Genomic DNA, 25,472 nt, shown 5'->3' on the forward strand with positions numbered 1-25,472 from the left:
ACGCGGCATCGTGGTGGGGTCTCCCGAGCAGGAGGAGACCCGCCATGATCCCGATCCCGCAGCCGGCCCTCGCCTTGAACTCCAGCGACTTCTCCACCGCGAGCCACTACACCATGGAACATGAGGTGGTGGTCCGGCGCATCATCCGCCCCGAATCCATCATCGACATGGTCAGCGGAGCGGCGGGATCCGGCCGGCTGCGTGCCGTCATCATCAACGCCCATGGTATGGCCGGGCCGGATGGCGTGGCGCTCGGCACCGGTCTGCATCTGGGCAATGTGCATCTGTGGGGGGCTGTCCACGGGCTGATCGACCGGATCTGGCTGTGTGCCTGCCAGGTGGCCGACACGCCGGACGGTCAGAGCCTCTGCCAATCCCTCGCGGTGGCGACGGGGGCGGAGGTGGTGGCGAGTTCCGACCCGCAGAGCGTCGGCGGCGCGGACCGGGAATTCGCATTCGACTGGAACTGGCGGCTGGCCCGCGTCCCGCCGATGCAGATCGACGATTTCGAGGGCCATGTCATGCTCTGGAATGCCGAGGGCGAGGTGCGCGACTACGATCCCAACGTGCCTGGCCCCGGCGCGCAGTGACCGCCCGGGGCGCGGCGGTCACCGCGTGAAGAAGGCTCGCAGCCGCCGCATCGCCTCCCGCGCCAGCGCCACATCGACGGCGAAGCACAGCCGCAGATGCCCCTGGCCCGCCGGGCCGAAGGCCGTGCCCGGCGCGAGGCCGACCTTGGCCTCGCGCAGGATGCGGATCGCCAGCGCCTTGGCGTCGGTCTCCCCCGCCACGGACAGGAACAGGTAGAACGACCCCTCCGGCGCCGCGATGGTGATCCCCGGGATGGCCGACAGCCCTTCCACGAAGATGTCCCGCGCCGCGCGGCAGCGCGCGACCATGGTGCGAATGAAGTCGTCGCCCTGCTCCAGCGCCGCGATGCAGGCGTATTGGAGGAAGGTCGGGATCGACGTCGTGTTGTACTGGCCGAGATTGTCGAAGACCTGCGCCAGCCCCTCGGGGAAGATCAGCCAGCCGGCACGCCAGCCCGTCATCGCCCAGTTCTTCGAGAAGGTGTTCGCCACCAGCAGCCGGTCGGACGGCTCGCAGATTTCCAGGAACGACGGTGCGATCGCGTTCCCGTAGGTGAAGTGGTTGTAGACCTCATCCGAGATCAGCCAGAGACCCCGTTCCCGCACCAGGTCGCGCAGCGCCGTCATCTGTGTCCGCGGCATCACCCAGCCCGTGGGGTTGGACGGCGAGTTGATCGCGATCGCGCGCGTGCGCGGCGTGATCGCAGCGGCCACCTCGTCCAGATCGAGTTCCAGCCGTCCGTCCGGGCGTTGCTGGAATGGCACCGGCACGGGGACACCGCCGAGCAGCCGGATGATGGCATCGAGGTTCGGCCAGTGCGGCGCCGGGTAGATCACCTCCTCGCCCGGGCTGAGGATCGCCTGCATCGCCTGCATCAGCGCGTTGATGCCGCCGGCGGTGACGGTGAAGCGATCCGGCGCGACCTCCACACCCCAATGGCGGCGGTGGTAGTCGCTCAGCGCCTGGCGCAGCCGCGGCAGCCCCGTGGACCAGGTGTAGCGCGTATGGCCCTCGACCATCGCCTTGTGCGCGGCCTCGGTGATGAAGGCCGGCGTTGGCAGGTCGCCCTCGCCGACCCAGAGCTTGATGACCTCCGGGTCCTCGAAGCCGAGATAGGCGACTTCGGCAATCTCGTTGGCGGCGAGGTCGCGGATGCGGTCGGGCAGGCTGTCGCGCGGGGCGAGGGCAGGGGCGTCGGTCATGCGGGGCGGGTTGTGGCCGATGCCAGCACCCCGGGGCAAGCGCCATGGGCCATTCCTGCCCGGAAAGGAGGCGTGCGTTTCACGGCCGGCGGCCGGCGCGGCGGCAAACCGCCGTTGCGCCGGGCGGCACACCCCTTGCTCCCGGTCCGGCACCGGGATGGCAAGGAGACGACGCATGACGCGCGACCAACTCACCGAGAAGATCCTCGATATCAAGCGTGAGAAGGGCCTCACCTGGAAGCAGATCACCGAGGCGATCGGCGGCATGTCGCCCATGCTCGTCGTCGGCGCGCTGCTCGGCCAGATGAAGCTCGTCAAGCCGCTCGCCGCCAAGGCGAAGGATCTGTTCGGCTTGACCGAGGCCGAGGCGGCCATGCTGAACGAGGTCCCCTATCGCGGCATGCCCATGCCGCCGACCGACCCACTGATCTACCGCTTCTACGAACTGGTGATGGTCAACGGGCCGGCGCTGAAGGCGCTGATCGAGGAGGAATTTGGCGACGGCATCATGTCCGCCATCGACTTCAACATGGAGATCGAGCGCGAGCCCAACGCGAAGGGCGACCGCGTCAAGCTGTCCATGAGCGGCAAGTTCCTCCCCTACAAGTATTACGGCGCCGAGCAGGGCATCCCCGAATACGGCTTCAAGGAGGAATGACGCCGCGCGCCGTCCCAGCGCCGGCCGCAGGAAGGCCGGGATGAGGCTTCTGCGGCGCCGGCGGCCGTGCTAACGCCCGCGCCTCAGTTTCCGGAGGGGGCCATGGCGCAGGAATTGACGGTCGGCATCGCGGGTCTTGGGGCGATCGGCCTGCACTTGGCGCGCACGCTGGATACGGGCGTGGAAGGGCTGCGCCTCGCCGCCGTCTCGGCCCGCGACCTCAAGAAGGCACAGGCGAATGTCGGCGGCTTCAAGGTGCCGCCGATGGTCGTGCCCAATGCCGAGCTCGCCGCCTGCGACATTGTCGTCGAGGCCGCCCCCGCCGCGGCCTTCGAGGAGATCGCCACCGCCGCGATCGAAGCCGGGAAGATCTTCGTCCCGTCTTCCGTCGGCGCGTTGCTGCCGCGCATGCATCTGGTGGATCGCGCGAAGCAGACCGGCGCGCGCATCATCGTGCCGACCGGGGCGCTGCTCGGCCTCGATGCCGTGCGCGCGGCCGCCGAAGGCGAGGTGGAAAGCGTGACGATCGAGACGCGCAAGCCGCCGCGTGGGCTGGAAGGCGCGCCCTATCTGAAGCAGCACGCCATCGATGTCGGCGCCGTCACCACTGCGACGTGCGTCTTCAAGGGAAATGCCTTCGACGCCGCGCAAGGCTTCCCGGCGAACGTGAACGTCGCCGCTGCACTCGCCCTCGCCGGCATCGGGCCCGAGCGCACCATGGTCGAGATCTGGGCGGACCCCGGCGTGACGCGCAACACGCACACAATCCGCGTCGAGGCGGCCGCCGCACGCCTGACCATGACCATCGAGAACGTGCCGAGTGAGGAGAACCCCCGCACCGGCAAGATCACGCCGCTGTCGATCGTCGCCTGCCTGCGTGGGCTGACCAGCACGCTGAAGGTGGGATCGTAGGCGGGAGAGGCTTTGCCCCTCCCGAACCCTCCCCGCCCAAGGCCACAAGGCCTTTGGAAACCGTCACTTGGCATTGGGCAGGGCATGTGTTGCGGATGCCGAAGCGCGTGCGCAATGCGCGCGGCCGCTGCTTCCTGATCACTCTTGTACTTCCGCTATGGGACCGAGAGGGCGTTGCGCCTCTCGGATTCGCCCCAGCAAAGGCCGAAGGGCCCTTGCAAACCTCAACTTGGTTCCGTGCGCCACGGCCGGAATGGCGCCGAGACCCGCTCCTGCGCATCAAGGGTGTTAGGCGGGTGCAGCACGGCGATTGCGCCCGGCACCGGAAGATTGCGTTCCAAGTGCTCCAAGCACCAGGGGCGCCCATTGGCGTTGCGAAGCAACGTCAATGGGATCCCGATGGTGGGGTGGTTCCGAGGGGCAGCGCCCCTCCAATGGCAACAGCGGCAGCAAGCGGGCCTCTCGCGCCCTTGCAGCCGCCAAGCTGAAGTGGGTCGCGGCCTTCTCTCCGATCACCCGCGCTGCACGCCCGGCCGCCCGGCTTCCACCACCAGCCGCGCCGCCGTCTCGCGCGGCGCGCCTTCGCGGGTGACGTAGTCCAGCGCGACGAATTCCGTCGTCATCCGCGCGGCCGTCGCCTCGCCCACGCAGTATCCCCGGCGGGCATGGAACAGCGCGATGTCGGGGTTGCGGCGCAGGATCTCCTGTCCGCCTGGCGTCATCACCGCGCCGTCGCCCTCGCTCGTTGCCGAGGTCGCGGTGAACTCCGTCGCGACCGGTGGGCTCGCCGTATCCTCCGGCTTGCGGCGGATCGTCGCGGCGAGGGCCACATGCACATCGCCCGACAGCACCACGGGGTTGGGCGTGCGGCGTTCCGCCACGGCATCGAGCAGCCGCTGCCGCGCGGCGGGATAGGCGTCCCACTTGTCCATCGACAACGCGCCGTTGCGCAGCTCGCGCCGCATCATCGGCACCTGCTGGGCGAGGATGTTCCACCGCGCCGGGCTGTCCGTCATGCCCGCGACCAGCCAGCGTTCCTGCTCGGCCCCCAGCATCTGGGCGTCGGGGCGGAAGACGTCGGGGCAGGCAGGCTTCGATCCGTCGCCGCAGGGCTGGTCGTCGCGGAATTGGCGCGTGTCGAGCACGTTCACCCGCATCAGCCTGCCGAAATCGAGCCGGCGATACGCCGTGATGTCCTGCCCGCGTGGCAGGGCGGCGGCGCGGACGGGCATGTGCTCGTACCAGGCCTGGAAGGCGGCCGCCTTGCGCAGGGCAAATGTCTCTGGCGGGACGGCGACGGGGTGGCGCGGGCTCCGGCCATCCTCCTCGCTGAAGGATCCGGCCCAGTTGTTGTCGACCTCGTGGTCGTCGTAGCTCGGCAGGAAGGCGTGCGCCGCATGGGCCGCCTGCAGGTCCGGATCGGTGCGGTATTGCGCATAGCGCAACCGGTAGTCGGCGAGCGTCATGGTCTCGCCCCCGACATGCTGCCGCACCAGCGGTCCCCAGCCGCGCTGGCCTGCCTGCCGACCGGCATATTCATAGATGTAGTCGCCATAGTGGAAGACGAAGTCGAGGTCGGGCTCGGTCGCGATGTGCTTCCAGGCGGTGAAGAAGCCATGCTCGTAGTGCTGGCAGCCGGCGACGGCGAAGCGCAGCCGTTCGGGCGCCGCATCCGGCGCCGGGGCCGTGCGCGCCCGGCCGACCGGGCTCGCCTGGCCCCCCGCCTGGAAGCGGTAGAAATAGGGCCGGCCCGGGGCGAGGCCCCGCACCTCCACATGGACCGCATGGGCCTTCTGCGGCCAGGCCGCGGTCATGCCGCGCAGGGCGATGCGCGTGAAGGCCTCGTCCTCCGCGACCGCCCAGCCGACGGGAACCGACAGCGGCGGCAAGCCTCCGTCCTGGGCAAAGGGCTCGGGGGCCAGCCGCGTCCAGATCACGAAGCCATCGGGTGAGGGTTCGCCGCTCGCCACGCCCAGCGTGAAGAGAGAGCCCCGGGGCAGCTCCTGTGCGAAGGCGGGACGCGCCGGTGGTGCCAGCGCAGCCAAGGCGGCAAGCCCGGTCGCCCCGCGCAGTAGTCGCCGGCGGGAGAGGTCGAGAATGTGGCGGGCGACGCTGTCCATGCGGATCGATCCTGAGTGCCGGCGGCGGACCATGCCGCGCCCGCAGGTCCTGTGGGAGTGAAGCCTGCGTTATGTCGCCGGCGGTCCAGGGGGCTATCGCCCCGCGCGTCCCTATGGCCTGATCGCCCAACAAGACAAGACGTTCGGGGAGTATCCAGGAATGACCTTTCCGCGCCGCGCCGCCCTGGCGCTGCCTGCCCTCGCGATTGTGCCTCGCGCGGCGTGCGCGGCCTTCCCCGATCGTCCGATCCGCATCGTGGTGCCTTTCGCCGCCGGTACCTCCTCCGACCTCCAGGCCCGGATCATGGGTGAGAGGATGGCCCCGGTGCTCGGCCAGCCCGTGGTGGTGGAGAACCGCGCCGGCGGCGGTGGCACGGTGGGCGCCGAGGCCGTCGCGAAATCCACCCCGGACGGCCATACGCTGCTGCTCGGGTCGAACGGGCCGCTGACCAATGCCCCGGTGCTCCAGGCGCGGCTACCCTATGATCCGGCGCGCGACTTCGCGCCGGTGGCGATGATGACGCGCAGCCCGCTGACGCTCAGTGTGCGGGCCGACAGCCCCTGGCGCAGCGTCGTGGATGTGCTCGCTGCCGCGCGGGCGCGACCCGGGGATGTGGCGATCGGCTCCTCCGGCCAGGGCAGCGCGACCCATTTCCTGATCGAGCAGGTCATGGCCACCGCCGGGGTGCGCTTCACCCATGTGCCCTATCGCGGATCCTCCGTCTCGGTGCCGGACGTGGTGGCGGGCAACATCCCGCTGGTGATGGCCGAGATCTCGACGATCCTGCCACTCTGGCGCGGTGGGCAGATCCGCATCCTGGCCATGTCCTCGGCCGGGCGCATGCCGATCGCCCCGGATGTCCCGACCTTGAAGGAGAGCGGGCTCGACCTGACCGGCGGGTCCTGGGCCGGCCTGGTGGCGGCGACCGGCACGCCGCCCGTGGCGGTGACAACCCTGGCGGCGGCGGTGCGGGCCGGGCTCGCCGATGCGAGCTATCGCGACCGTCAGGCCCAACTCGGGGCCGAGATCGTGGCGGAGAGCGAGCAATCGCCGGAGGGCTTCGCCTCCTGGCTGGAACGGGAACGGGCGTCGATCCGCGCGACCGCGGAACGCGCCGGCATCCGGCCGGAGTGAGGCGATTGGAGAGGGACCCTTGTCCTCTCCGAACCTCTCCCCGCCACGGGATCCCACCGATCCCCGGGGCTTGCCCAAGCCGCCGCTTTCCGCCATATCCCCACGCGCCGGTCGGGGTTCGCCTCGCCCGGCAAATCCGCACGCGGCGCGCCCTTCCTTGACCGAGGCAGGGTCCGGTCCCCGGGAGACATCCGGGGCATGTGCCGCGGAGGCTCAACCGGACTATCGGAAAGGAGGCTCGCCCCATGGCGATGCGCGAAGTCACCCTGCGTGCCCTGCTCGAGGCAGGCGTTCACTTTGGCCACCACACGCGGCGCTGGAACCCGCGGATGGCGCCCTACATCTTCGGCGTCCGCAACCAGGTCCATATCCTCGACCTGCAGCAGACCGTGCCGATGATGGAGCGCGCGCTGAAGGCCGTGCGCGACACCGTCGCCGCCGGCGGCCGCGTGCTGTTCGTCGGCACCAAGAAGGCGGCGGCCGACTACGTGGCGGAAGCCGCGACCCGCTGCGGCCAGTACTACGTCAACCATCGCTGGCTCGGCGGCATGCTGACCAACTGGAAGACGATCACGGGCTCGATCAAGCGCCTGAAGCAGATGGACGAGCGTCTTGGGACCGACACCAGCGGTCTGACCAAGAAGGAAGTCCTGATGCTGACCCGCGACAAGGAGAAGCTTGATCGCGCGCTCGGCGGCATCAAGGAGATGGGCGGCCTACCCGACATCATCTTCGTGATCGACACCGTGAAGGAGAAGCTGGCGATCGAGGAGGCCAACAAGCTCGGCATCCCCGTCATCGCCGTGGTCGACTCCAATGCGGACCCTGAGGGCGTGACCTTCCCGATCCCGGGCAATGACGACGCGATCCGCGCCATCACCCTGTATTGCGACATGATCGCGTCTGCGGTGCTGGACGGCATCTCGGCCGAGCTGCAGGCGTCCGGCGTCGATATCGGCGGCGCGGAGGATCTCGCCGCCGAGGATCTGCCGGAGGCGCTGCCCGAAGCCGTGGCGGAAGCCCCGGCCGAGGCGCCCGCCGAAGCGCAGCCCCAGGCCTGAGCCTGACCTGCCGGGGCCCTTCAGGGCCCCGGTTCTTTCTTCCCACCTGGCAACCACGGAGTCGTCCGATGGCCGAGATCACTGCGGCGATGGTGCGCGACCTGCGCGAGAAGACCGGCGCGGGCATGATGGACTGCAAGAAGGCGCTGGTTGAATCGAACGGCGACATGGAGGCCGCGATCGACTGGCTGCGCAAGAAGGGCCTGTCGGCCGCGGCCAAGAAGTCCGGCCGCGTCGCGGCGGAAGGCCTCGTCGCCGTCGCCTCGGCCCCGCGCACCGCCGCGATGGTTGAGATCAACGCCGAGACCGACTTCGTCGCCCGCAACGAGCATTTCCAGGCCTTCTGCGCGGCGGTGGCCGAGCTGGTCCTGACGGTCGGCGACGACATCGAGGCGATCAAGGCCGCCCGCTACCCGGGCTCGCTGGACCTGGTCGAGGGCGGCACGTCCTTCCGCACCGTCGGCGAACAGCTCACCCACCTGATCGCGACGATCGGCGAGAACATGTCGATCCGTCGCGCGAAGCGCCTGCATGTCAGCGAGGGCGTCGTCGCGACCTATGTCCATTCGGCGGTGAAGCCGGGCATGGGCAAGATCGGCGTGCTGGTGGCGCTCGAAGGTTCCTCCGAGGAAGCCGTGGTCGAGACGCTGGGCCGCCAGATCGGCATGCACGTCGCCGCGACCCGCCCCGAGGCGCTGGACATCTCGGTCGTCGATCCCTCCGCGCTGGAGCGCGAGAAGGCCGTGCTGAGCGAGCAGGCCAAGGCCTCCGGCAAGCCGGAGGCGGTCATCCAGAAGATGGTCGAGGGCCGCATCCGCAAGTACTACGAGGAGGTCGTCCTCCTCGAGCAGGTGTGGGTGCATGACGGCGAGAGCCGCGTGAAGGAAGTGGTGAAGAAGGCGGGCATGACGCTGGCCGGCTTCGCCCGCTTCCAGCTCGGTGAGGGCATCGAGAAGCAGACCTCGGACTTCGCCGCCGAGGTCGCCGCGGCCGCCGGCCAGGGCTGAAGCCCGCCCGGGCGGGGCTATGGCCCCGCCTGATCGCCTTATTGTCGCCTAAGGGGCGCGGCCTTTATGGTGCCGCGCCCGTCACCCAACTCGGAATTGAAACGCCTGACCATGAGCGACATGCCATCCTACAAGCGCGTCCTGCTCAAGGTGTCGGGTGAGGCGTTGATGGGCGATCGCGACTACGGCCTCGATACCGCCGTCTGCCGCCGCATCGCCGACGACGTGAAGGGCGTCATTGACCTCGGGGTCGAGGTTTGCCTGGTGATCGGCGGGGGCAACATCTTCCGCGGCGTCGCCGGCGCGGCCACGGGGATGGACCGGGCCCAGGCCGATTCGATCGGCATGCTGGCGACCGTGATGAACGCGCTCGCCATGCAGTCCGCGCTGGAGAAGGTCGGCGTCCCGACCCGGGTGCAGTCGGCGATCCCGATGTCCTCGGTCTGCGAGCCCTTCATCCGTCGCCGCGCCGTGCGGCACATGGAAAAGGGCCGGGTGGTCATCTTCGCCGCCGGCACGGGCAACCCCTTCTTCACCACCGACACCGCCGCCGCCCTGCGCGCGGCCGAGATGGGCTGCGACGCGCTGCTGAAGGGCACGCAGGTGGACGGCGTCTATTCCGCCGACCCGCGCAAGAATCCCAAGGCGGAGCGCTATGTCACGCTCACCTATCTCGACATGCTGGCGCGCGACCTCGCCGTGATGGACGCGGCGGCGATCAGCCTGGCGCGCGAGAACAAGCTGCCGATCATCGTCTTCAACATCCACGAGCCCGGCGCCTTCACCGCGGTGATGAAGGGCGAGGGGCTCTTCACCACCGTTCACGAGAACCAGCTCTGAGGGAGGCCGGCCCATGGCTGCAGATTTCCAGGCCCTGAAGCAGGATCTGACGCGCCGCATGGATGGCGCGATGGAAACCCTGAAGAAGGAATTCCAAGGCCTGCGCACCGGCCGGGCCAGCCCCGCGCTGCTCGAACCGATCCGCGTCGAGGCCTATGGCTCGGTCACGCCGCTGAACCAGGTGGCCAATATCTCGGTCGCCGGACCGGGCCTGCTGTCCGTGCAGGTGTGGGACAAGGCCGTCACCAAGGCCGTCGAATCCGCGATCCGCGAGGCCAATCTCGGCCTCAACCCCCAGGCAGAGGGCCAGGTGATCCGCGTGCCCCTGCCGCCGCTGACGCAGGAGCGCCGCAACGACCTCGCCAAGGCCGCCGCCCGCTATGCCGAGCAGACCCGCGTGTCCGTCCGCGGCGTGCGCCGCGATGGCATGGAGCAGGTCAAGGGCTGGGTGAAGAAGCATGAATTCAGCGAGGACGAGGCCAAGCGGGCTGAGGACGATATCCAGAAGCTGACCGATCAGTATGTGAAGCAGATCGATGCGGCGCTGGTCGAAAAGGAGAAAGATATCCGCACGGTGTGAGTCGCCGTCGGATGCACAGGGGGGTCGGAGACGTGTTGCAGGTGAGCCTGGTCGAGACCCGTTGCGTTGGAGCCGAGCGGGCGTGAGTGCCGTCTCCGATCCCGTTCGCGCGGACGCCGCGCCGGCCGAAGCGCCGACCCATGTCGCCATCATCATGGATGGCAATCGCCGCTGGGCGCAGGCACGCGGGCTGCCGGCCGCACTCGGCCACAAGGCCGGCGCCGAGGCTGTCCGCCGCACCATCGAGGCCGCGGCGAACCAGGGCATTTCCTGGCTGACCCTCTTCGCCTTCTCCTCCGAGAACTGGCGCCGGCCGCTCGAGGAAGTCTCGGCCCTGACCGGGCTGCTGCGGCTCTATCTGCGCTCCGAGGTCGCGAATCTGGTCAAGGAGGGCGTCCGGTTGCGGGTGATCGGGGATTTCGAACGCTTCGGTCCGGAGATGACGCGCTCCATCCGCGCCGCGGAGCAGGCCACGGCGGGCGGGATGCGCCTCAACCTCAACGTCGCCCTGTCCTATGGCGGGCGCGACGAGATCGTCTCCGCCGCCCGCATGGCCGCCCGCGCCATCGCCGAGGGGCGTCTCGCCCCGGAGGCGCTGGACGAGGCGACCTTCGGCGGCTTTCTCCAGACCGCAGGCATGCCTGACCCGGACCTCATCATCCGCACCTCGGGCGAGCAGCGGCTGTCGAACTTCCTGCTCTGGCAGGCGGCCTATGCCGAATTCGTCTTCCAGGACGTGCTCTGGCCCGACTACGGTGCCGAGCACCTGGCCGAGGCGGTTGCCGCCTTCGCCCGCCGCGAGCGCCGTTACGGAGCCCGGCCCTGAGCGACATGGTCCTGAACGCGGTCGAGCCCAAGCGCTGGCGGGATCTGCGCAAGCGCTTCCTCTCGGCCCTGGTGCTGGGGCCGGCGGCGCTGCTGTGCATCTGGCTGGGCTCCGAACCCTGGACCATGCTGATCGCCGTCGCGGTCGCGCTGCTGTCGTGGGAGTGGGTGCATCTCTGCGGCTACCGGACGCGCGCCATGCCGGGGATGGCCGTACCGGTCTTCGTCTTCGCTGCGGGGATCCTGGCCGTCACGGAGCACACCCGCGCGGCGCTGGGCCTGCTGGTGATGCTCTGGGGGCTGGCCTGGTGGCTGGCGGAACTGCCGCAGCCGAAGAAGGGCCAGCCGGCAGGTTGGCTGGCTGCGGGCGTCCTCTATATCGGCCTGGCCGGCATCGCGCTGATCGAACTGCGTCACGACAACGAAGCTGGGCGCGCCAATGTGCTGTTCCTGTTTCTTGTGGTCTGGGCGTCGGATATCGGCGCCTACATGGCCGGGCGGATCTTCGGTGGGGCGAAGCTCGCCCCGGCGATCTCGCCGAACAAGACCTGGTCGGGGGCGGCAGGCGGGCTGGCCTGCGCGATGCTGGTCGGCGTCGTCACCGCCGCAGTGCTGGCGCCGGGTGGGACCTCCCGCGCGGCCGCCGCGGCCGCTATGCTGGGCGTCATGGCGCAGGCCGGCGACCTTCTGGAATCCTGGATCAAGCGGCACTTCGACGTGAAGGACAGCTCGGCGCTGATCCCGGGACATGGCGGACTGCTCGACCGGCTGGACGGGGTGCTGGCGGCCGCGCCCGTCGCAGCCGTCGTGGCGTATGCGCTGGGGCGGGGGCAGCCGCTGTGGTGGTGATGCAGGCGGGGAGGGACTTTGCCCCTCCCCGGACCCCTCCCCACCAAAGGCCACAGGGCCTTTGGAAACCGATACTTGGCGCCGGGCGCATCGGGCATTCCGAACTCCGTGATCACGTTTCGGGCGCGGGAGCGGCTTTCGGCGATTGTCCGGCCCCTGGTGCAGCGCACCAGGTATCGGTTTCCAAAGGCCCTGTGGCCTTTGGTGGGGGAGTTTCGGAGGAGGCAAAGCCCCCTCTGACGGCGCCCCATGTCCCGTAGCGTCACCATCCTCGGAAGCACGGGTTCCGTCGGCCGCAGCACCGTTGCCCTACTGGAGGAAGCCCCCGCTGGCGCCTTCCGTGTCGAGGCCCTGGTCGCCCATCGCGACGTGACGGGCCTGGCCGCCCAGGCCCGCCGCCTGCGCGCCCGCTGCGCGGTCGTGGCCGACCCTGCCTGCTATGGCGCCCTGCGCGATGCCCTGTCCGGCACGGGCATCGAGACCGCCGCCGGGCCCGGTGCCGTGGTCGCTGCGGCGTCCCGCCCCGCCGACTGGACCATGGCGGCGATCGTGGGCGCCGTCGGCCTGCCCGCCACGCTCGCGGCGCTGGCGCGGGGCGGGGTGCTCGCCTTCGCCAACAAGGAAAGCCTGGTCTGCGCGGGGGAAATCGTCCTCGCCACCGCCCGCGCCGCGGGCGCCACGCTGCTGCCCGTCGATTCCGAGCACAACGCCATCTTCCAGGCGCTCGAGGCCCGGGGCGGTGGTGCCGATCCCTACGCCACGGTCGAGAAGATCGTGCTGACCGCTTCGGGCGGGCCCTGCCGGACCATGACGCTGGCCGAAATGGCCGCCGTGACGCCGGAGGCCGCGATCCGCCACCCGATCTGGTCCATGGGGGCCAAGATCAGCGTTGATTCCGCCACCATGATGAACAAGGGGCTGGAGCTGATCGAGGCCGTCCGCCTCTTCCCGGTGCCCGAGGACAGGGTGGAGGTGCTGGTCCACCCGCAATCCACCGTCCATGGGCTGGTGCAGTATGCGGATGGGTCCGTGGTGGCCCAACTCGGCACGCCGGACATGCGCACCCCGATCGCCCATGCGTTGGCCTGGCCGGCGCGCATGGCGGCCTCGGTGCCGCGGCTCGACCTGGTGACGCTGGGGCGGCTCGACTTCTTCGCCCCCGACCCCGTGCGTTTCCCAGCGTTACGGCTGGCCAGGGAGTCCTTGCGCGCGGGCGGCGGGGCAACCACCATACTGAATGCTGCGAACGAGACGGCCGTCGGGCTGTTCCTGGACCGCCGCCTCGGCTTCCTGGACATTGCCGCGGTGGTCGAGGAGACGCTCGATCGGCTGGGGGCGCCGACGGTGACGGACCTGTCCGCCATCCTGGCGCTCGACGGCGCGGCACGGAACGAAGCGGCGCGGATCGCCGCGGAACGCGCGGCCGCTTGACCGGTCGCGCTCAGACGGATCGAAGGACGCGATGGAATTCCTCCCCGAGCCTTTCCGCACCATCGTCTCCTTTGCGGTGGTGCTGGGCGTTCTCATCTTCGTCCACGAACTCGGGCACTACCTCGCCGCGCGCTGGCGGGGTGTGCATGTGGAACGCTTCTCGATCGGCTTCGGCCGCGCCATCGCGCAATGGACCGACAAGCGCGGCTGCGAGTGGCGGATCGGCTGGATTCCGCTCGGTGGCTACGTGAAGATGCACGGGATGGAGCATGCGGGGGAGGCCGAGCCTGACCCCGCCAGCTACCGTCCGGGCGAGGCCTTCCACGAAAAGAGCGTCGGCGACCGCGCCATCGTCGTTTTCGCCGGGCCGTTCTTCAATTTCGTCCTCGCGGCGCTGCTGTTCGCCGCGATCTTCGCGACCGTCGGCCGGCCGGTGCAGAACCCGGTGGAGCGGCCGGAAGACCAGATGGTGGTCGGCCGCGTCGTGCCGCAATCCCCGGCTGCGGAGGCAGGGCTGCGCGCCGGCGACCGCATCCTGGCGCTGGACGGCACGCCGATGCAGCAGTTCACCGACCTGCAGCACTACATCGAGGCGCGGCCCGGACAGCCGGTCTCGATGCTGGTGCGCCGCGGCGATCAGGAATTGACCGTCACCCCGACGCCCACGGCCCGGGCCGAGGATGGCCGCGGCCGAATCGGCGTGCAGGGCGGGGGGACGATCCAGCGGGAGCGGCTCGATCCCGCCAGCGCCCTCGTGGCCGGGACCTGGCACATGGTCGTGGTCAGCGGCCAGACCCTGTCCGGGGTGTGGCAGATGATCTCCGGCCAGCGCGGCGCCGAGGAAATCGGCGGCCCGCTGCGCATCGCCCAGATGTCGGGTGAGGTTGCCGATATGGGCATCCTGCCGCTGATCACCTTCATCGCGCTGCTGTCGATCAACCTGGCCCTGATCAACCTGTTCCCCATCCCGGTCCTGGATGGCGGGCATCTGGTGCTCTATGCGGCCGAGGCGCTGCGCGGCCGGCCCCTGCCGCTGCGGGCGCAGGAATACGCCTTCCGCGGCGGCTTCGCCCTGCTGATTACCCTGATGCTGCTCGCCACCTGGAACGACCTGACACAACTTGGGGTAGTGCGTTGGGTGACGTCTCTCGTCGGATGAGATAGAGCCGGAAGGTCGGGTGGCGGTCGCCACCTGACCCACGAAGCCGTCGTCACAAGGCTTCCGACGGTTCGGCTGCCTTCTTGCTGCCGCGAAGAGGCGCCAAGGGGTGACGCGGGACGGGCACGTCGGGTAGTGTCCGGCCCCTCTGTAAGCCCCCAGATCAGGTGCCGATTCGTTGACCAGGCTGCGCACCCTCCTCCTCGTCCTTGCCGCGCTGATCGTGGCAGTCCCTCTTTCGGCACAGGCGCCAGGGCGCGTGTCGGCGATCGAGGTGCAGGGCAACCAGCGCATCGAGGCGGACACGATCCGCTCTTACATGCTGGTGCAGCCTGGTGGCACGGCCGATCCCGACACGCTCGACCGAAGCCTGCGCGCGCTGTTCGCGACCGGCCTGTTCCGGGACGTGACCATCCGGCAGGACGGCTCACGGGTCATCGTGAACGTGGTCGAGAATCCGATCGTCAACCGCATCGGATTCGAGGGCAACCGCCGCATCACCAGCGACGTGCTGCGGGAGGTGGTGCAGCTGCGCCCGCGCGGCGTTTTCACCCCTGCCGCCGCCCAGACCGACCGCCAGCGCATCCTCGAGATCTATGCCCGTCGCGGCCGCTTCGGCGCGACGGTGGAACCCAAGATCATCGAACTCGACCAGAACCGCGTCGATGTGGTCTTCGAGATCAATGAGGGCGAGGTCGCGCTCGTTGCCCGTATCAACTTCGTCGGCAACAACGACTTCTCGGACAGCCGCCTGAAGGAGGTCATCGCGACCCGCGAGCAGGCCTGGTACCGGATCCTCTCCAGCACCGACACCTACGATCCCGATCGCCTCAACTTCGACCGCGAGCTGCTGCGCCGCTTCTACCTGCGCCAGGGCTATGCCGATGTGCAGATCACCGGCGCCACGGCGGAACTCGCGCCGGATCGCAGCGGGTTCTTCCTGACCTATACGATCGACGAGGGCCCGCGGTATCGGATCGGCGACGTGCAGGTGGTCAGCTCCCTGCGCGGCCTCGACCCCACCTCGGTGCGCAACGACATCCCGGTCTCGGTGGGCAACTGGTATGACGGCGACGCGGTGGACCGCGCCGACACGCAGCTCACCGACCTGCTTGCCGCGCGGGGCTTCCCCTTCGCCAATGTCGAGCCCCGCGTTGTGCGCAATCGCGAGGCGCGGACGGTCGACCTGACCTTCGACATCTCCGAAGGCCCGCGCGCCTATGTCGAGCGCATCGAGATCAGCGGCAACACCCGGACGCAGGACCGTGTCATCCGCCGCGAATTCCGCCTGGCCGAAGGCGATCCCCTGGTGACCCAGCAGGTGCGCCGCTCGCGTGAGCGCATCCGGGCGCTGGGCTTCTTCTCGGACGTGCAAGTGAACTCGACGCCGGGCAATGCGCCGGACCGCGTCATCCTCAACACCCAGGTCACCGAACGAGCCACCGGCGAATTCACCTTGGGCGGCGGCTACTCGACCGACGCCGGCTTCCTGGCCGATATCGGCCTGCGCGAGCGTAACCTGCTCGGCACCGGCATCGATGCCCGTACCAACCTGACGCTGGCGCAGAAGCGCAGCCAGGTGGACATCTCGGTGACCGATCCGCAGTTCCTCGAGCGCAACCTCGTCGCCGGCGCCGACATCTTCCTGGTGCAGCGCAACCTGCAATCGACCTCGGGCTACAACGAGCGCCGTGCCGGTTTCGCGGTGCGCATGGGCTACGAGATCAACGAGCATCTGCGCCAGAGCTGGTCCTACACGCTCGTTGACCGCGACCTCTACGACGTCGATCCGAACGCGTCTCGCTTCATCCAGGAACAGTCGGGCTCGACCCTGCTGAGCCAGGTCTCCACCACCGTCACCTATGACCGCCGCGACAGCCGCATCGAGCCGCGCGACGGCTATGTCGCGCGTGCCGGCACGGATCTCGCGGGCCTGGGCGGCGATGTCTACTACGTCCGCCTGCGCGGCGACGGCCAGTATTACATTCCCTTCGAGCGCCTGCTGGGCGACCCCGACTATGTGCTGGTGCTCGCGGTCGGCGGCGGTTGGCTGCTGCCCTACAATGGCGGCGACAGCCGCATCGTCGACCGCTTCTTCCTGGGCGGCGAGAACCTGCGCGGCTTCGCCCTGGGCGGTGCTGGCCCGCGCGACATCTCGACCAATGACGCGCTCGGCGGCCAGGTGCTTTGGACCTCCTCGGCGGAGTTCCGCTTCCCACTCCCGCTGCCGTCGGAACTTGGCTTCATCGGCCGCGCTTTCGTCGATGTGGGCGGCAACTACGGCCTGCCGGACAGCGTGAATGATTCGGGTTGCCCCAGCACGGTGCCGAACTGCGTGCGCGACGACGCCAGTCCGCGCGTGGGCGTCGGCGTCGGCGTCTCCTGGCGCAGCCCGATCGGCCTGATCAACATCGACCTCGCCCAGGCCGTGGTGAAGAAGTCCTACGACGAGACGCAGGTCTTCCGCCTTGGTTTCGGTACCCGTTTCTGATCCAGGATGATGCCTGATATGGTTCGTACCCTTCCGGCCGCGCTTGCGGCGATGCTCCTTGCCCTGCCTGCCGCAGCGCAGCAGAATCAGCAGTGGTTCGTGCCTGGCCAGCAGGGCCAGCAGCAGGGGCAGCGGCCCGCCCAGCAGGGTCCCCGCCCGGCCCAGGCGCCGGCCCAGCGCCCCGCCCCGACGCCGCCGCCCCTCGCCCCGGGGCAGCCGCCGCCCGCCGCCGTGATCGGCATCGTCGACGTGCCCGAGATCCAGCGCGTCTCGACGGCCTTCACCCAGGTGCGCGAACTGATCGAAGCGCGCCGCGCCCGGCTGAACGAGGACCTGCAGCGCGAGCAGGCGCGTTGGCGGGAGGAGCAGCAGCGCCTCGCCAATGACCGCGCCACGCTGTCGCCCGAGCAGCTCCGCGTCCGCGAACGCGACCTGCAGGACCGCATCACCGACGCCCAGCGCACGCTGCGTGACCGGGCCGCGAGTATCGAGCAGCTTGCCCAGGGCGCGCTGCGCGAGATCGAGCAGGCGCTCGGCATCGTCATCCGCCAAGTGGCGTCGAGCCGCGGGGTGAACCTTGTCCTGCCCCGCCCGCTGGTGATCTTCAACGAGCCGCCTTTCGACCTGACGGAAGAAGTGGCCGCGCAGCTCAACCGCATGATCCCGAACGTGAACCTGCCGGCCGAAGGCGCCGCCGATGCGCCCGCCGCCGCGCAGCAGCAGCCGCAGCGCCCGGCGCAGGGGCAGCAGCGCCCGGCGCAGGGCCAACAGCGGCGGAACTGAGGCCCATGGGCGCGGATCCGCGCTTCTTTCCGTCGCGCGGTCCGCTCGCCCTCTCGGCGGTTGCCGAAGCCGCAGGCGTGGCGCTGGCCGAGGGCGGCGACCGGCTCTTCACCGGTGTCGCGCCCCTCGACCTGGCTGGGCCGGGGGAGATTGCCTTCCTCGAAGGCCGGCGCATGATGGCGCAACTCCGCGAGACCCGTGCCGGCGCAGTGCTGGTCGCTGCCGCCATGGCGCAGGACGTGCCGGAAGGCTGCATCGCCCTGGTGACGGAACAGCCGCAACTTGCCTATGCGCGGGTGGCGGCGCTGTTCCATCCGCGCCGCGCGCCGGTGCCAGGAATCCACCCCACCGCCCACGTCGCGCCCGACGCCCGGATCGGGGAGGGGACGGAGATCGGCCCCTTCGCCATGATCGGCGCGGGGGCGGAGATCGGTGCCGGCTGCATCATCGGTCCGCATGTGACGGTCGGCGCGGGCTGCGTGCTGGGGCCCGGTTCGGAGCTACGGGCGCACGCCTCGATGGAATACTGCATCGCCGGGGCCGGGGTGGTGTTGGCCCAGGGCGCGCGTGTGGGCAACGAAGGCTACGGCTTCGTCACCACGGCCACCGGCGAGCATGTGACCATGCCGCAGATCGGCCGCGTCATCCTCGGTGACCGGGTCGAGATCGGCGCCAATTCCTGCGTCGATCGCGGCGCCGGCGGCGATACGGTGCTCGGTCCCGGCACCCGCCTCGATAACCTCGTGCAGATCGGCCACAACGTGAAGACGGGCCGCGGCTGCGTCATCGTCGCGCAGGTCGGGATCGCGGGGTCGGCCGAACTCGGCGACTTCGTGGTGATCGCGGCGCAGGCGGGGCTTGTCGGGCACATCAAAATCGGCTCGAAGGCGCGCATCGGCGCGCAGGCCGGCGTGATGAACGACGTTCCAGCGGCGACCGACGTGGTCGGCAGTCCTGCCTGGCCAGCCCGAGAGACGATGCGCGCCTTTGCGCGCCTGCGGCAGCTGGCCGCGCCGAAGAAGGACGGAACCCCCGGCGGGACGCCATGACGAACGAAGAGATCAAGACCGGCGAGGTCAGCACCCTCGAGATCGCGGAGATCATGCAGGCGATCCCGCATCGCTTCCCGTTCCTGCTGGTGGACCGTGTCGTCGATCTGGCGCTGAACGACAGCTGCACCGGCATCAAGAACGTCACGATCAACGAGAACTTCTTCCAGGGCCACTTCCCGACCATGCCGGTGATGCCCGGCGTGCTGATCATCGAATGCATGGCCCAGACGGCGGCGGTGCTCGTGGTGCGCACGCTCGGCCCTGACTGGGCCGGCAAGCTCGTGCTGTTCATGAGCGTGGACAACGCCAAGTTCCGCAAGCCCGTGGTGCCCGGTGACCAGATGCGCGTGCACGTCAAGAAGGAACGCCAGCGCGGCAATATCTGGAAGTTCAACGGCGAGGCGAAGGTCGACGGCAAAGTCGTGGCCGAAGCGACCTACGCCGCCATGATCCTGGACAAGTAAGCATGGCCGACATCCATCCGACTGCCTCGGTCGCCGAGGGCGCCGTGATCGGCGACGGCTGCCGCATCGGCCCGGGCTGCGTCATAGGGCCGGAGGTCGTGCTCGAGGACAATGTCGAGCTCATTGCCCACGTCATCGTCGAGGGCCGCACGCGCCTCGGCGCGGGCGTGCGCGTCTTCCCCTTCGCGACCATCGGCATGGCGCCGCAGGACCTGAAGTACAAGAACGAGCCGACCGGCTGCGTGATCGGCGCCGGCACGCTGGTGCGCGAGGGTGCGACCATCCATCGCGCGAGCGTCGGCGGGTCCGGCATCACCACGGTCGGCGCCAACTGCATGCTGATGGCGGTCGCCCATGTCGCGCATGACTGCGTGGTGGGCGATGGCGTCATCCTCGCCAACAACGTCATGCTGGGCGGGCATGTGCATGTCGATGCCGGCGCCTTCATCGGCGGCGGTGCCGCGGTGCACCAGACGGTGCGCATCGGACGGCTGGCGATGGTCTCGGGCCTCGCCGGCGTGACGAACGACATCCCGCCCTTCGGCTACGTCTTCGGGCTGCCGGCGCGGCTCGTCGGCTTCAACAAGATCGGCCTGCTGCGCCGTGGCGCGTCGCGCGACCAACTCCGCACGCTGCGTGATGTGAACAACCTGCTGTTCAAGGAACCGGGCGAGTTCTCTGCGAAGCTGGCCGAGGCAGAGAGCCGCTACGGCGCCGATCCCCTGGTGGCTGAGATCATCGCCTTCGTGCGCAACCCCGCACGCCGGCGGCAGCTCGTCCGCCCCGGGCGGATGGCGGCGCCGGAACTGGGCGGGGTCGAAGAGGAGAACGGGGACGGGTCGTGAGACCCGGCCTGGGTCGAGACCGGGAACGGTCCGGCTTCCTGCGAGGCCTAGGTGCCGTCCTGACAAGCGCGGAACCGGAGGGGCTCTGCCCCTCCGGACCACGCCGCCAAATGATGGATCATTTGGAAAGCCGGATACTTGGCGTCCGGCACGAACGACATTCTCCACCCTCACAGCGCCTTCGCTGCGCAAGTGCGGGTCTCGGCACGGGTTCTGCCAGTGGCGCCTGGCGCCAAGTGATGGTTTCGAAACGCCTCGGGCCTATGTGGACCCCCATTCGCGTGGCGGAGCGACGTGAATGGGTACCCGCAGCGGAGTGGTCCGCAGGGGCCATGCCCCTCCGCTGCCACAGCGGCGTCCGATGACCCCCCTCGGCATTATCGCCGGCGGCGGCGGCCTGCCCGTCCGGGTGGCCGAGGCCGTCGCGGCGTCCGGCCGTGATGTCGTCGTCGCGGTGCTGGACGGGCATGGCGATGCCTCGGCCTATGCGGCCTATCCCTCCCGCGCCTTCCGCTGGGGCTTGGCGGCGACGATGCTCGCCTGGCTGAAGGAGCATGGCGTGCACCAGGTCGTGCTCGCCGGCACCGTGTCGCGCCCGTCGATCCTGTCGCTGCGGCCGGACGCCGCGGGCTTCAAGCTGCTGGCCCGGATCGGGCGCGCGGCCTTCACCGGCGATGATTCCATCCTGCGCGCGGTGATGAAGGTGCTGGCCGAGGACGGTTTCGAAGTGATCGGCGCCCAGCAGGTGCTGGCCGGGCTGCTGCCGGCCGCGGCGCTGCTGTCCGGCCCGGAACCGGACGACGTCGCGCGCGCCGACATCCAGCGTGGGCTCGCGGTGTGCCGTGCGCTCGGATCGGTCGATGTGGGGCAGGGCTGCGTGATCCAACAAGGGCTCGTGCTGGCGGTGGAAGCCATCGAGGGCACCGACGCCATGCTCGCCCGCGCCGGCGGGCTGCGGCGGGAAGGCCCTGGCGGCGTGCTGGTGAAATGCGTGAAGCCGGGGCAGTCGCGCCTGGCGGACCTGCCCACCATCGGCCCGCGCACCGTGGACAATGCCGTGACAGCCGGGCTGCGCGGCTTGGCCTTCGAGGCGAACGGCACCATCCTTCTGGAGCGTGAGACCACCATCGCCCGGGCGACGGCCGCAGGGGTGTTCCTGCTCGCCTTCGACCCGGAGCACTTCACAGAAGGAACGACAGCATGAGCACGGGCCGCTTCCTGCATACGATGATCCGCGTCGGCGACCTCGACCGCAGCGTGAAGTTCTACACGGACCTGCTGGGCATGAAGGAACTGCGCCGCCGCGACGTGCCCGACGGCAAGTACACGCTGGCCTTCCTCGGCTATGGCGAGGGCAATGCCGAAGGGCAGGGCGAGATCGAGCTGACCTACAACTACGGCGTCGAGAAGTATGAGCAGGGCACGGCGTTCGGGCACCTCGCCGTGGGCGTGCCGGACGTGGCCGGCGCCTGCGAGAAGGTGCGGACCGGCGGCGGTAAGGTGACGCGCGAGGCCGGGCCGGTGAAGTTCGGCACGACGATCATCGCCTTCGTCGAGGACCCGGACGGCTACAAGATCGAGTTGATCCAGCGCTGATGCGCTGAGGGCGGAATTGGAGGGGCTCTGCCCCTCCAAACCACCCCGCCAAAGGCCACAGGGCCTTTGGAAACCGTCACTTGGCATGGGGCGGTTCAGGCAGTCCATACCCTCCTGGGACGTGTCGTGCGCAGGGGCGGGTTCGGGCGTTTATTTTGACAGCAGCGCGCGGCGCCAGGTATCGGTTTCCAAAGGCCCTGTGGCCTTTGGTGGGGAGAGCCCGAGAGGGGCAAAGCCCCTCTCGGTTCCACAGTTCAGGAAATAGGGCTGTCAGCGCGGCTCCAGGCGATGACGGGCGGTTCGCGGAAGGCGAAGCGTTCCAGATGGCGTGCGACCACGCCTTCCAGCCGTTCCAGCTCCTCGGCATCGGCCGAGGAGACGCGCATGACCAGCGCCTCCTCGCCCTCCGCCGTCAGTTCACACAGGCCAAAGGGGAACTCGATCCGCCCAGTGGTCTCGTCATGCGTGGCCGGGATCTTGTGCGCGAAGTGCTTCACCAACTGGCCGAGGTAGCGGCGGGGCAGGGCGGTCGCCACGCGGGCTTCGGAGTGCAGCATCAGCTCCGCTCCACCGCCTGGGCCGCGGCGTCGAGGGCCGCCGCCACCGCATTGGCCTGCTCGTCGGTCAGTGGCCCGCGCGACAGGCGCATGCGCATCGCCAGCTTGAGATTCTCCATCGCGCGCACGATCTGCGGGGCAGGCCCGTCGCCCTGGCGGCGGGATGCCTCGTCCATGCGGGCGAGCAGCGCCTCCAGCGTCGGCCGGTTGGCCTCCAGGAAGGCCCGGCCCTGATCGGTGATGGTGTGCAGCTTGCGCGTGCCTTCCTCGGCCGTGACGGTGACGTAGCCGAGTTCCTCGAGCAGCGTCAGCGTCGGGTAGATGACGCCCGGGCTCGGGGAATAGGTGCCGCCGACGCGGTCCTCGATGGCCTTGATGACCTCGTAGCCGTGGCGTGGCTTCTCGGCGATCAGGTGCAGGATGACCAGGCGAAGGTCGCCATGGGCGAAGAAGCGTCCCAACCCGCCGCGCTCCCGATGCCCGTGGCGTTCATGCATGCCTTCGCGTCGGGCGAAGCGGCGTTCGTGTCGGCAGCCCTCGTGATGGCGCCCGTGGTGGAAATGTCCGTGATGCATCAGTTTCCTCTCCAGTTTCGATGTATCGATAAATTAGATATATCGAAACACACTCGAATGCAAGGGCTATTCGCATCGGCGCCGCGATGCGAGGTTCGGGCATGACCCATCGCGCCTGCCTCAGCGCCTGATCCACATGGACCCCTTCTCCCTGCTGCGCGGCATGCTCGACACCACCGAGGATGCCGCCCGTGCCCTGATTGGCCGCGAACGCCTGCGGCTCGCCGTCACCGGCCTGTCGCGCGCCGGCAAGACGGTCTTCCTCACTTCGCTGATCGCGAACCTTCTGGCGGCGGGGCGGGGGGCGCGGACGCTGCCGGCACTGGACGCCGCGGTGGGCGGGCGCATCCGCCGCGTCGCGCTGGTCCCCGCGGGGACCGAGACGGTGCCGCGCTTCGACCCCGACGCGCATCTCGGCGCGCTGGCCGCCGATCCGCCGCATTGGCCCGAGCGCACCGAGGACTTCTCCACCCTCGCCATCGCGATCGATGTCGAGCGCCGCACCTCCCTCGGAGGGTTGCTACCGGATCGGCGGGTGACGCTGGAATTGCTCGACTATCCGGGCGAGTGGCTGCTCGACCTGCCCATGCTGCGGCAGGACTACGCCGACTGGTCGGCGGCGACGCTCACGCGGATGCGGCGTGGCACGCGGGCCGAGGCGGCCGCCGATTTCCTCGCCTTCATCGACGCGCTGCCGGCCGATGCGGCGGCACAGGACGCGCTGGCGAAGAGGGGCTTCACCCTTTACCGCGACGCGCTGCGCGTCTGCCGGGATGAACACGGCCTGCGCTTCCTGCAACCCGGTCGGTTCCTGAACCCCGGGCCGCGGGGGGAGGCGCCGCTGCTCTGGTTCTTCCCGCTGCCGGCGGCTGCCCAGGGCGGCGGCCTCGGGGCGCTGTGCGCCCGGCGCTACGCCGCCTATCTCGACGATCAGCGCACGGCCTTCCTCGACCCGTATTTCACCCGGTTCCATCGCCAGGTCGTGCTGGTGGACGTGCTCGGCGCGCTGCATGCCGGGCAGGAAGCCTTCGAGGACACGGCCGAGGCGTTGGCCGCCGTCGCTGCCGTGGTTTCGGGCGGAAACTGGCTGGAACGCCTGCTGGGCGCCGCGCCGACCCGCGTCGCCTTCGCCGCGACCAAGGCCGACCACGTCCCGACGCGCGCGCGGGATGCGCTCGCCGCGCTGCTGGAACATCTCGCCCTGGGCGCGCGCGGCCGGGCCGAGGCCGCGGGTGCCGCGACCTCCTTCCACGCCCTCGCCGCCATCCGCTGCACCGAGGACGCCGTCGCCACCCTGGAAGGCCAGCCCTTCGCCGCCGTGCGCGGCATCCTTTTGAACGAGGGCCGGGGCGCCACCATCTATCCCGGCGAGGTGCCCATGAAACCGCCCGAACCCGCCTTCTGGCAGTCCGGCTTCTTCCGGATGCCGGAATTCCGCCCACCCCGTCTCGACCCCGAGGGCGCATCCGGCGTGCCGCATCTCGGCATGGACGGGCTGCTGGCCTGGCTGCTGGGGGATGCGCTGTGAGCGCAACCCCACAGCCCCGTGTGATCCTGGAAGACCCGGCGCCGCCGACCGAGCGCCTCGATTTCGGCTGGGAGACCGCCGTGGCGGTCGTCCCGCCGCCGGCGCGCGGCTGGTCGTCCCTGGGGTTGGCCGGGGCGGGGCTGACCGTGCTGGTGCTCGGCTTCGCGCTGTTGGAGGCCGGCAACTTCGTCGCCGCGCAATTCGCCCGCGGCGACGCCCTGGGCTGGATCAGCCTGGCGGTCGCTATCGCGGGCTTCGGGCTGCTCTTCGCCGCGATCGGGCGGGAGGTGCGGGGCTACCTCGCCCTTGGCACCGTCGATCGTGCCCGCGCCGCCCATGCGCGCGGCGACGTCGCGGCGCTGCGCGTCGCCCTGCGCGACTGGCAGGCTCGGCTGCCGCCCGAGCGCCCGCGCGCCGAGGGCCTGGCCGACATGCCCATCGACGCGGCCTGTGCCCTGGTCGAGGCCCGCACCCTGGCGCCCATCGGCCGCGACGCGGAATCCCTCGGCCGGGCCGCCGCGATGCAAGCCTTCGCCGTGACCGCGATCAGCCCCTCGCCGGGGTTGGATGCGTTGGTCTTCGCCTGGCGCGGCATTCGGCTGGTGCGGCAGGTCGCGGCCCTGCACGGCTTTCGTCCCGGCATCGCCGGCACGCTGACCCTGCTGCGTCGCGTGGCGGCCGATGCCGCGACCGTCGCTGCGACGGATGTGGCCGTGGAAGCGGTTCTACGCGGGGTGCTGAGCAGCCGCATCGCCGAGCATGTCGCCGGCGAGACGGCCGCCGGGGCCGTTGCGGCACGCCGGATGATCCTGCTGGCGCGGGCGGCGGACGAGGCGTGCCGGGTGCTGCCAAGAGGGTAGGCACGAATCGGCGCGGAGCGCGGGCCCCCTAGGCTGCGAGATCGGAAGGGGCCCGGATATCGGCCAGGCTGACGCCTGACACGGCGTCAGAGTCTTGAGAGTCTTGGCTTCGCCCGCGGCCGCCTTACCAACCCCGTGCGCCATGCCTCCGATCTACCCCGCCATCGGGGTGCCATTGATGTTGCTTCGTAACGCCAGTGAATGCCCCTGGATGCCGGGCATCCTTGATGCCGTAGTCCATTGGTGCCCGGCGCAACGGCCATTCCGCTCCCCGCTCAACGCGAGTTCTGCGCAAATGCGGCTTCCGGCACCATTCGGCCGAGAGCGCACGGTGCCATGTGACGGTTTCCA

The 25,472-nt window shown here is 69.8% G+C and carries 25 protein-coding genes; 21 read left to right on the forward strand and 4 right to left on the reverse strand.

All coding sequences use genetic code 11. From position 1 onward, the window contains the following. Positions 1 to 44: 44 nt before the first annotated feature. The gene (locus tag KPL78_RS24495) at positions 45 to 590 is read left to right on the forward strand and encodes a DUF4347 domain-containing protein (protein ID WP_219765595.1); all 546 of its coding nucleotides are present in this window, start codon (positions 45 to 47) and stop codon (positions 588 to 590) included. 18 nt (positions 591 to 608) lie between these two features. On the opposite strand, the gene KPL78_RS24500 is transcribed toward KPL78_RS24495, so the two are convergent. Continuing rightward, on the reverse strand, positions 609 to 1,793 hold the full coding sequence (locus KPL78_RS24500; RefSeq protein ID WP_219765596.1) for a pyridoxal phosphate-dependent aminotransferase: 1,185 nt from the start codon (positions 1,791 to 1,793) through the stop codon (positions 609 to 611). 175 nt (positions 1,794 to 1,968) lie between these two features. Here KPL78_RS24500 and cynS point away from each other — a divergent pair, with 175 nt between their 5' ends. Continuing rightward, positions 1,969 to 2,451, forward strand: a complete 483-nt coding sequence (cynS, locus tag KPL78_RS24505) for a cyanase (protein ID WP_219765597.1) — start codon at positions 1,969 to 1,971, stop codon at positions 2,449 to 2,451. Positions 2,452 to 2,553: 102 nt separating this feature from the next. Then, positions 2,554 to 3,363 (forward strand): aspartate dehydrogenase, encoded by an 810-nt coding sequence (locus KPL78_RS24510; protein WP_219765598.1) that lies wholly within the window; start codon positions 2,554 to 2,556, stop codon positions 3,361 to 3,363. A gap of 512 nt (positions 3,364 to 3,875) precedes the next feature. Here KPL78_RS24510 and KPL78_RS24515 read toward each other — a convergent pair. Then, on the reverse strand, positions 3,876 to 5,483 hold the full coding sequence (locus KPL78_RS24515; RefSeq protein WP_219765599.1) for an alkaline phosphatase D family protein: 1,608 nt from the start codon (positions 5,481 to 5,483) through the stop codon (positions 3,876 to 3,878). 160 nt (positions 5,484 to 5,643) lie between these two features. Between KPL78_RS24515 and KPL78_RS24520 the strand changes: the two genes are divergently transcribed. The 16 genes from KPL78_RS24520 to gloA all read left to right on the forward strand — a co-directional run bounded on the left by KPL78_RS24520 (position 5,644) and on the right by gloA (position 21,601). Then, positions 5,644 to 6,618 carry a Bug family tripartite tricarboxylate transporter substrate binding protein gene (locus KPL78_RS24520; protein ID WP_219765600.1) on the forward strand — a complete coding sequence of 325 codons (975 nt, stop codon included), beginning with the start codon at positions 5,644 to 5,646 and terminating at the stop codon, positions 6,616 to 6,618. Positions 6,619 to 6,863: 245 nt separating this feature from the next. Next, positions 6,864 to 7,679 carry a 30S ribosomal protein S2 gene (rpsB, locus tag KPL78_RS24525; RefSeq protein WP_219765601.1) on the forward strand — a complete coding sequence of 272 codons (816 nt, stop codon included), beginning with the start codon at positions 6,864 to 6,866 and terminating at the stop codon, positions 7,677 to 7,679. Positions 7,680 to 7,747: 68 nt separating this feature from the next. Further along, the gene (gene tsf, locus KPL78_RS24530) at positions 7,748 to 8,686 is read left to right on the forward strand and encodes a translation elongation factor Ts (RefSeq protein ID WP_219765602.1); all 939 of its coding nucleotides are present in this window, start codon (positions 7,748 to 7,750) and stop codon (positions 8,684 to 8,686) included. A gap of 111 nt (positions 8,687 to 8,797) precedes the next feature. After that, positions 8,798 to 9,526, forward strand: a complete 729-nt coding sequence (gene pyrH / locus KPL78_RS24535; RefSeq protein ID WP_219765603.1) for a UMP kinase — start codon at positions 8,798 to 8,800, stop codon at positions 9,524 to 9,526. A 13-nt stretch (positions 9,527 to 9,539) separates the two neighbouring features. Continuing rightward, positions 9,540 to 10,106, forward strand: a complete 567-nt coding sequence (gene frr / locus KPL78_RS24540) for a ribosome recycling factor (protein WP_219765604.1) — start codon at positions 9,540 to 9,542, stop codon at positions 10,104 to 10,106. A 154-nt stretch (positions 10,107 to 10,260) separates the two neighbouring features. Continuing rightward, the gene (gene uppS / locus KPL78_RS24545) at positions 10,261 to 10,932 is read left to right on the forward strand and encodes a polyprenyl diphosphate synthase (protein ID WP_408904496.1); all 672 of its coding nucleotides are present in this window, start codon (positions 10,261 to 10,263) and stop codon (positions 10,930 to 10,932) included. A 5-nt stretch (positions 10,933 to 10,937) separates the two neighbouring features. Continuing rightward, the gene (locus KPL78_RS24550) at positions 10,938 to 11,780 is read left to right on the forward strand and encodes a phosphatidate cytidylyltransferase (RefSeq protein WP_219765606.1); all 843 of its coding nucleotides are present in this window, start codon (positions 10,938 to 10,940) and stop codon (positions 11,778 to 11,780) included. Positions 11,781 to 12,029: 249 nt separating this feature from the next. Beyond that, positions 12,030 to 13,211, forward strand: a complete 1,182-nt coding sequence (gene dxr, locus KPL78_RS24555) for a 1-deoxy-D-xylulose-5-phosphate reductoisomerase (protein ID WP_219765607.1) — start codon at positions 12,030 to 12,032, stop codon at positions 13,209 to 13,211. A gap of 31 nt (positions 13,212 to 13,242) precedes the next feature. Then, positions 13,243 to 14,370 carry an RIP metalloprotease RseP gene (gene rseP, locus KPL78_RS24560; protein ID WP_219765608.1) on the forward strand — a complete coding sequence of 376 codons (1,128 nt, stop codon included), beginning with the start codon at positions 13,243 to 13,245 and terminating at the stop codon, positions 14,368 to 14,370. 178 nt (positions 14,371 to 14,548) lie between these two features. Next, a complete protein-coding gene (gene bamA / locus KPL78_RS24565) occupies positions 14,549 to 16,861 on the forward strand; it encodes an outer membrane protein assembly factor BamA (protein WP_219765609.1) in 2,313 nt (770 codons plus the stop codon). An 18-nt stretch (positions 16,862 to 16,879) separates the two neighbouring features. Further along, entirely contained in the window at positions 16,880 to 17,644 is a 765-nt protein-coding gene (locus tag KPL78_RS24570) for an OmpH/Skp family outer membrane protein (RefSeq protein ID WP_219765610.1), read from the forward strand. Positions 17,645 to 17,649: 5 nt separating this feature from the next. Then, positions 17,650 to 18,693: a UDP-3-O-(3-hydroxymyristoyl)glucosamine N-acyltransferase gene (lpxD, locus tag KPL78_RS24575; RefSeq protein WP_219765611.1), complete on the forward strand. Its 1,044-nt coding sequence runs from the start codon at positions 17,650 to 17,652 to the stop codon at positions 18,691 to 18,693. Then, positions 18,690 to 19,160, forward strand: coding sequence for a 3-hydroxyacyl-ACP dehydratase FabZ (gene fabZ / locus KPL78_RS24580; protein WP_219765612.1), 471 nt, complete (start codon positions 18,690 to 18,692; stop codon positions 19,158 to 19,160). Before lpxD ends, fabZ begins: the two co-directional genes overlap by 4 nt. A 2-nt stretch (positions 19,161 to 19,162) precedes the next feature. Further along, a complete protein-coding gene (gene lpxA / locus KPL78_RS24585; RefSeq protein WP_219765613.1) occupies positions 19,163 to 20,005 on the forward strand; it encodes an acyl-ACP--UDP-N-acetylglucosamine O-acyltransferase in 843 nt (280 codons plus the stop codon). Positions 20,006 to 20,366: 361 nt separating this feature from the next. Further along, positions 20,367 to 21,209, forward strand: a complete 843-nt coding sequence (locus tag KPL78_RS24590; protein WP_219765614.1) for an LpxI family protein — start codon at positions 20,367 to 20,369, stop codon at positions 21,207 to 21,209. Beyond that, positions 21,206 to 21,601 carry a lactoylglutathione lyase gene (gene gloA / locus KPL78_RS24595; protein ID WP_211869068.1) on the forward strand — a complete coding sequence of 132 codons (396 nt, stop codon included), beginning with the start codon at positions 21,206 to 21,208 and terminating at the stop codon, positions 21,599 to 21,601. Before KPL78_RS24590 ends, gloA begins: the two co-directional genes overlap by 4 nt. Before the next feature lie 254 nt (positions 21,602 to 21,855). On the opposite strand, the gene KPL78_RS24600 is transcribed toward gloA, so the two are convergent. Both KPL78_RS24600 and KPL78_RS24605 read right to left on the reverse strand, forming a co-directional pair. After that, positions 21,856 to 22,158 (reverse strand): DUF2218 domain-containing protein, encoded by a 303-nt coding sequence (locus KPL78_RS24600; RefSeq protein ID WP_219765615.1) that lies wholly within the window; start codon positions 22,156 to 22,158, stop codon positions 21,856 to 21,858. Next, entirely contained in the window at positions 22,158 to 22,733 is a 576-nt protein-coding gene (locus KPL78_RS24605) for a PadR family transcriptional regulator (RefSeq protein ID WP_219765616.1), read from the reverse strand. Before KPL78_RS24605 ends, KPL78_RS24600 begins: the two co-directional genes overlap by 1 nt. A gap of 136 nt (positions 22,734 to 22,869) precedes the next feature. Between KPL78_RS24605 and KPL78_RS24610 the strand changes: the two genes are divergently transcribed. Together KPL78_RS24610 and KPL78_RS30900 are read left to right on the forward strand one after the other, a co-directional pair. Further along, entirely contained in the window at positions 22,870 to 24,261 is a 1,392-nt protein-coding gene (locus KPL78_RS24610; RefSeq protein ID WP_219765617.1) for a YcjX family protein, read from the forward strand. Beyond that, positions 24,258 to 25,121 carry a DUF697 domain-containing protein gene (locus KPL78_RS30900; RefSeq protein WP_219765618.1) on the forward strand — a complete coding sequence of 288 codons (864 nt, stop codon included), beginning with the start codon at positions 24,258 to 24,260 and terminating at the stop codon, positions 25,119 to 25,121. Before KPL78_RS24610 ends, KPL78_RS30900 begins: the two co-directional genes overlap by 4 nt. The last annotated feature ends 351 nt before the right edge of the window (positions 25,122 to 25,472 follow it).

This window comes from Roseomonas alba (assembly GCF_019430885.1).
Taxonomy (GTDB): domain Bacteria; phylum Pseudomonadota; class Alphaproteobacteria; order Acetobacterales; family Acetobacteraceae; genus Neoroseomonas; species Neoroseomonas alba.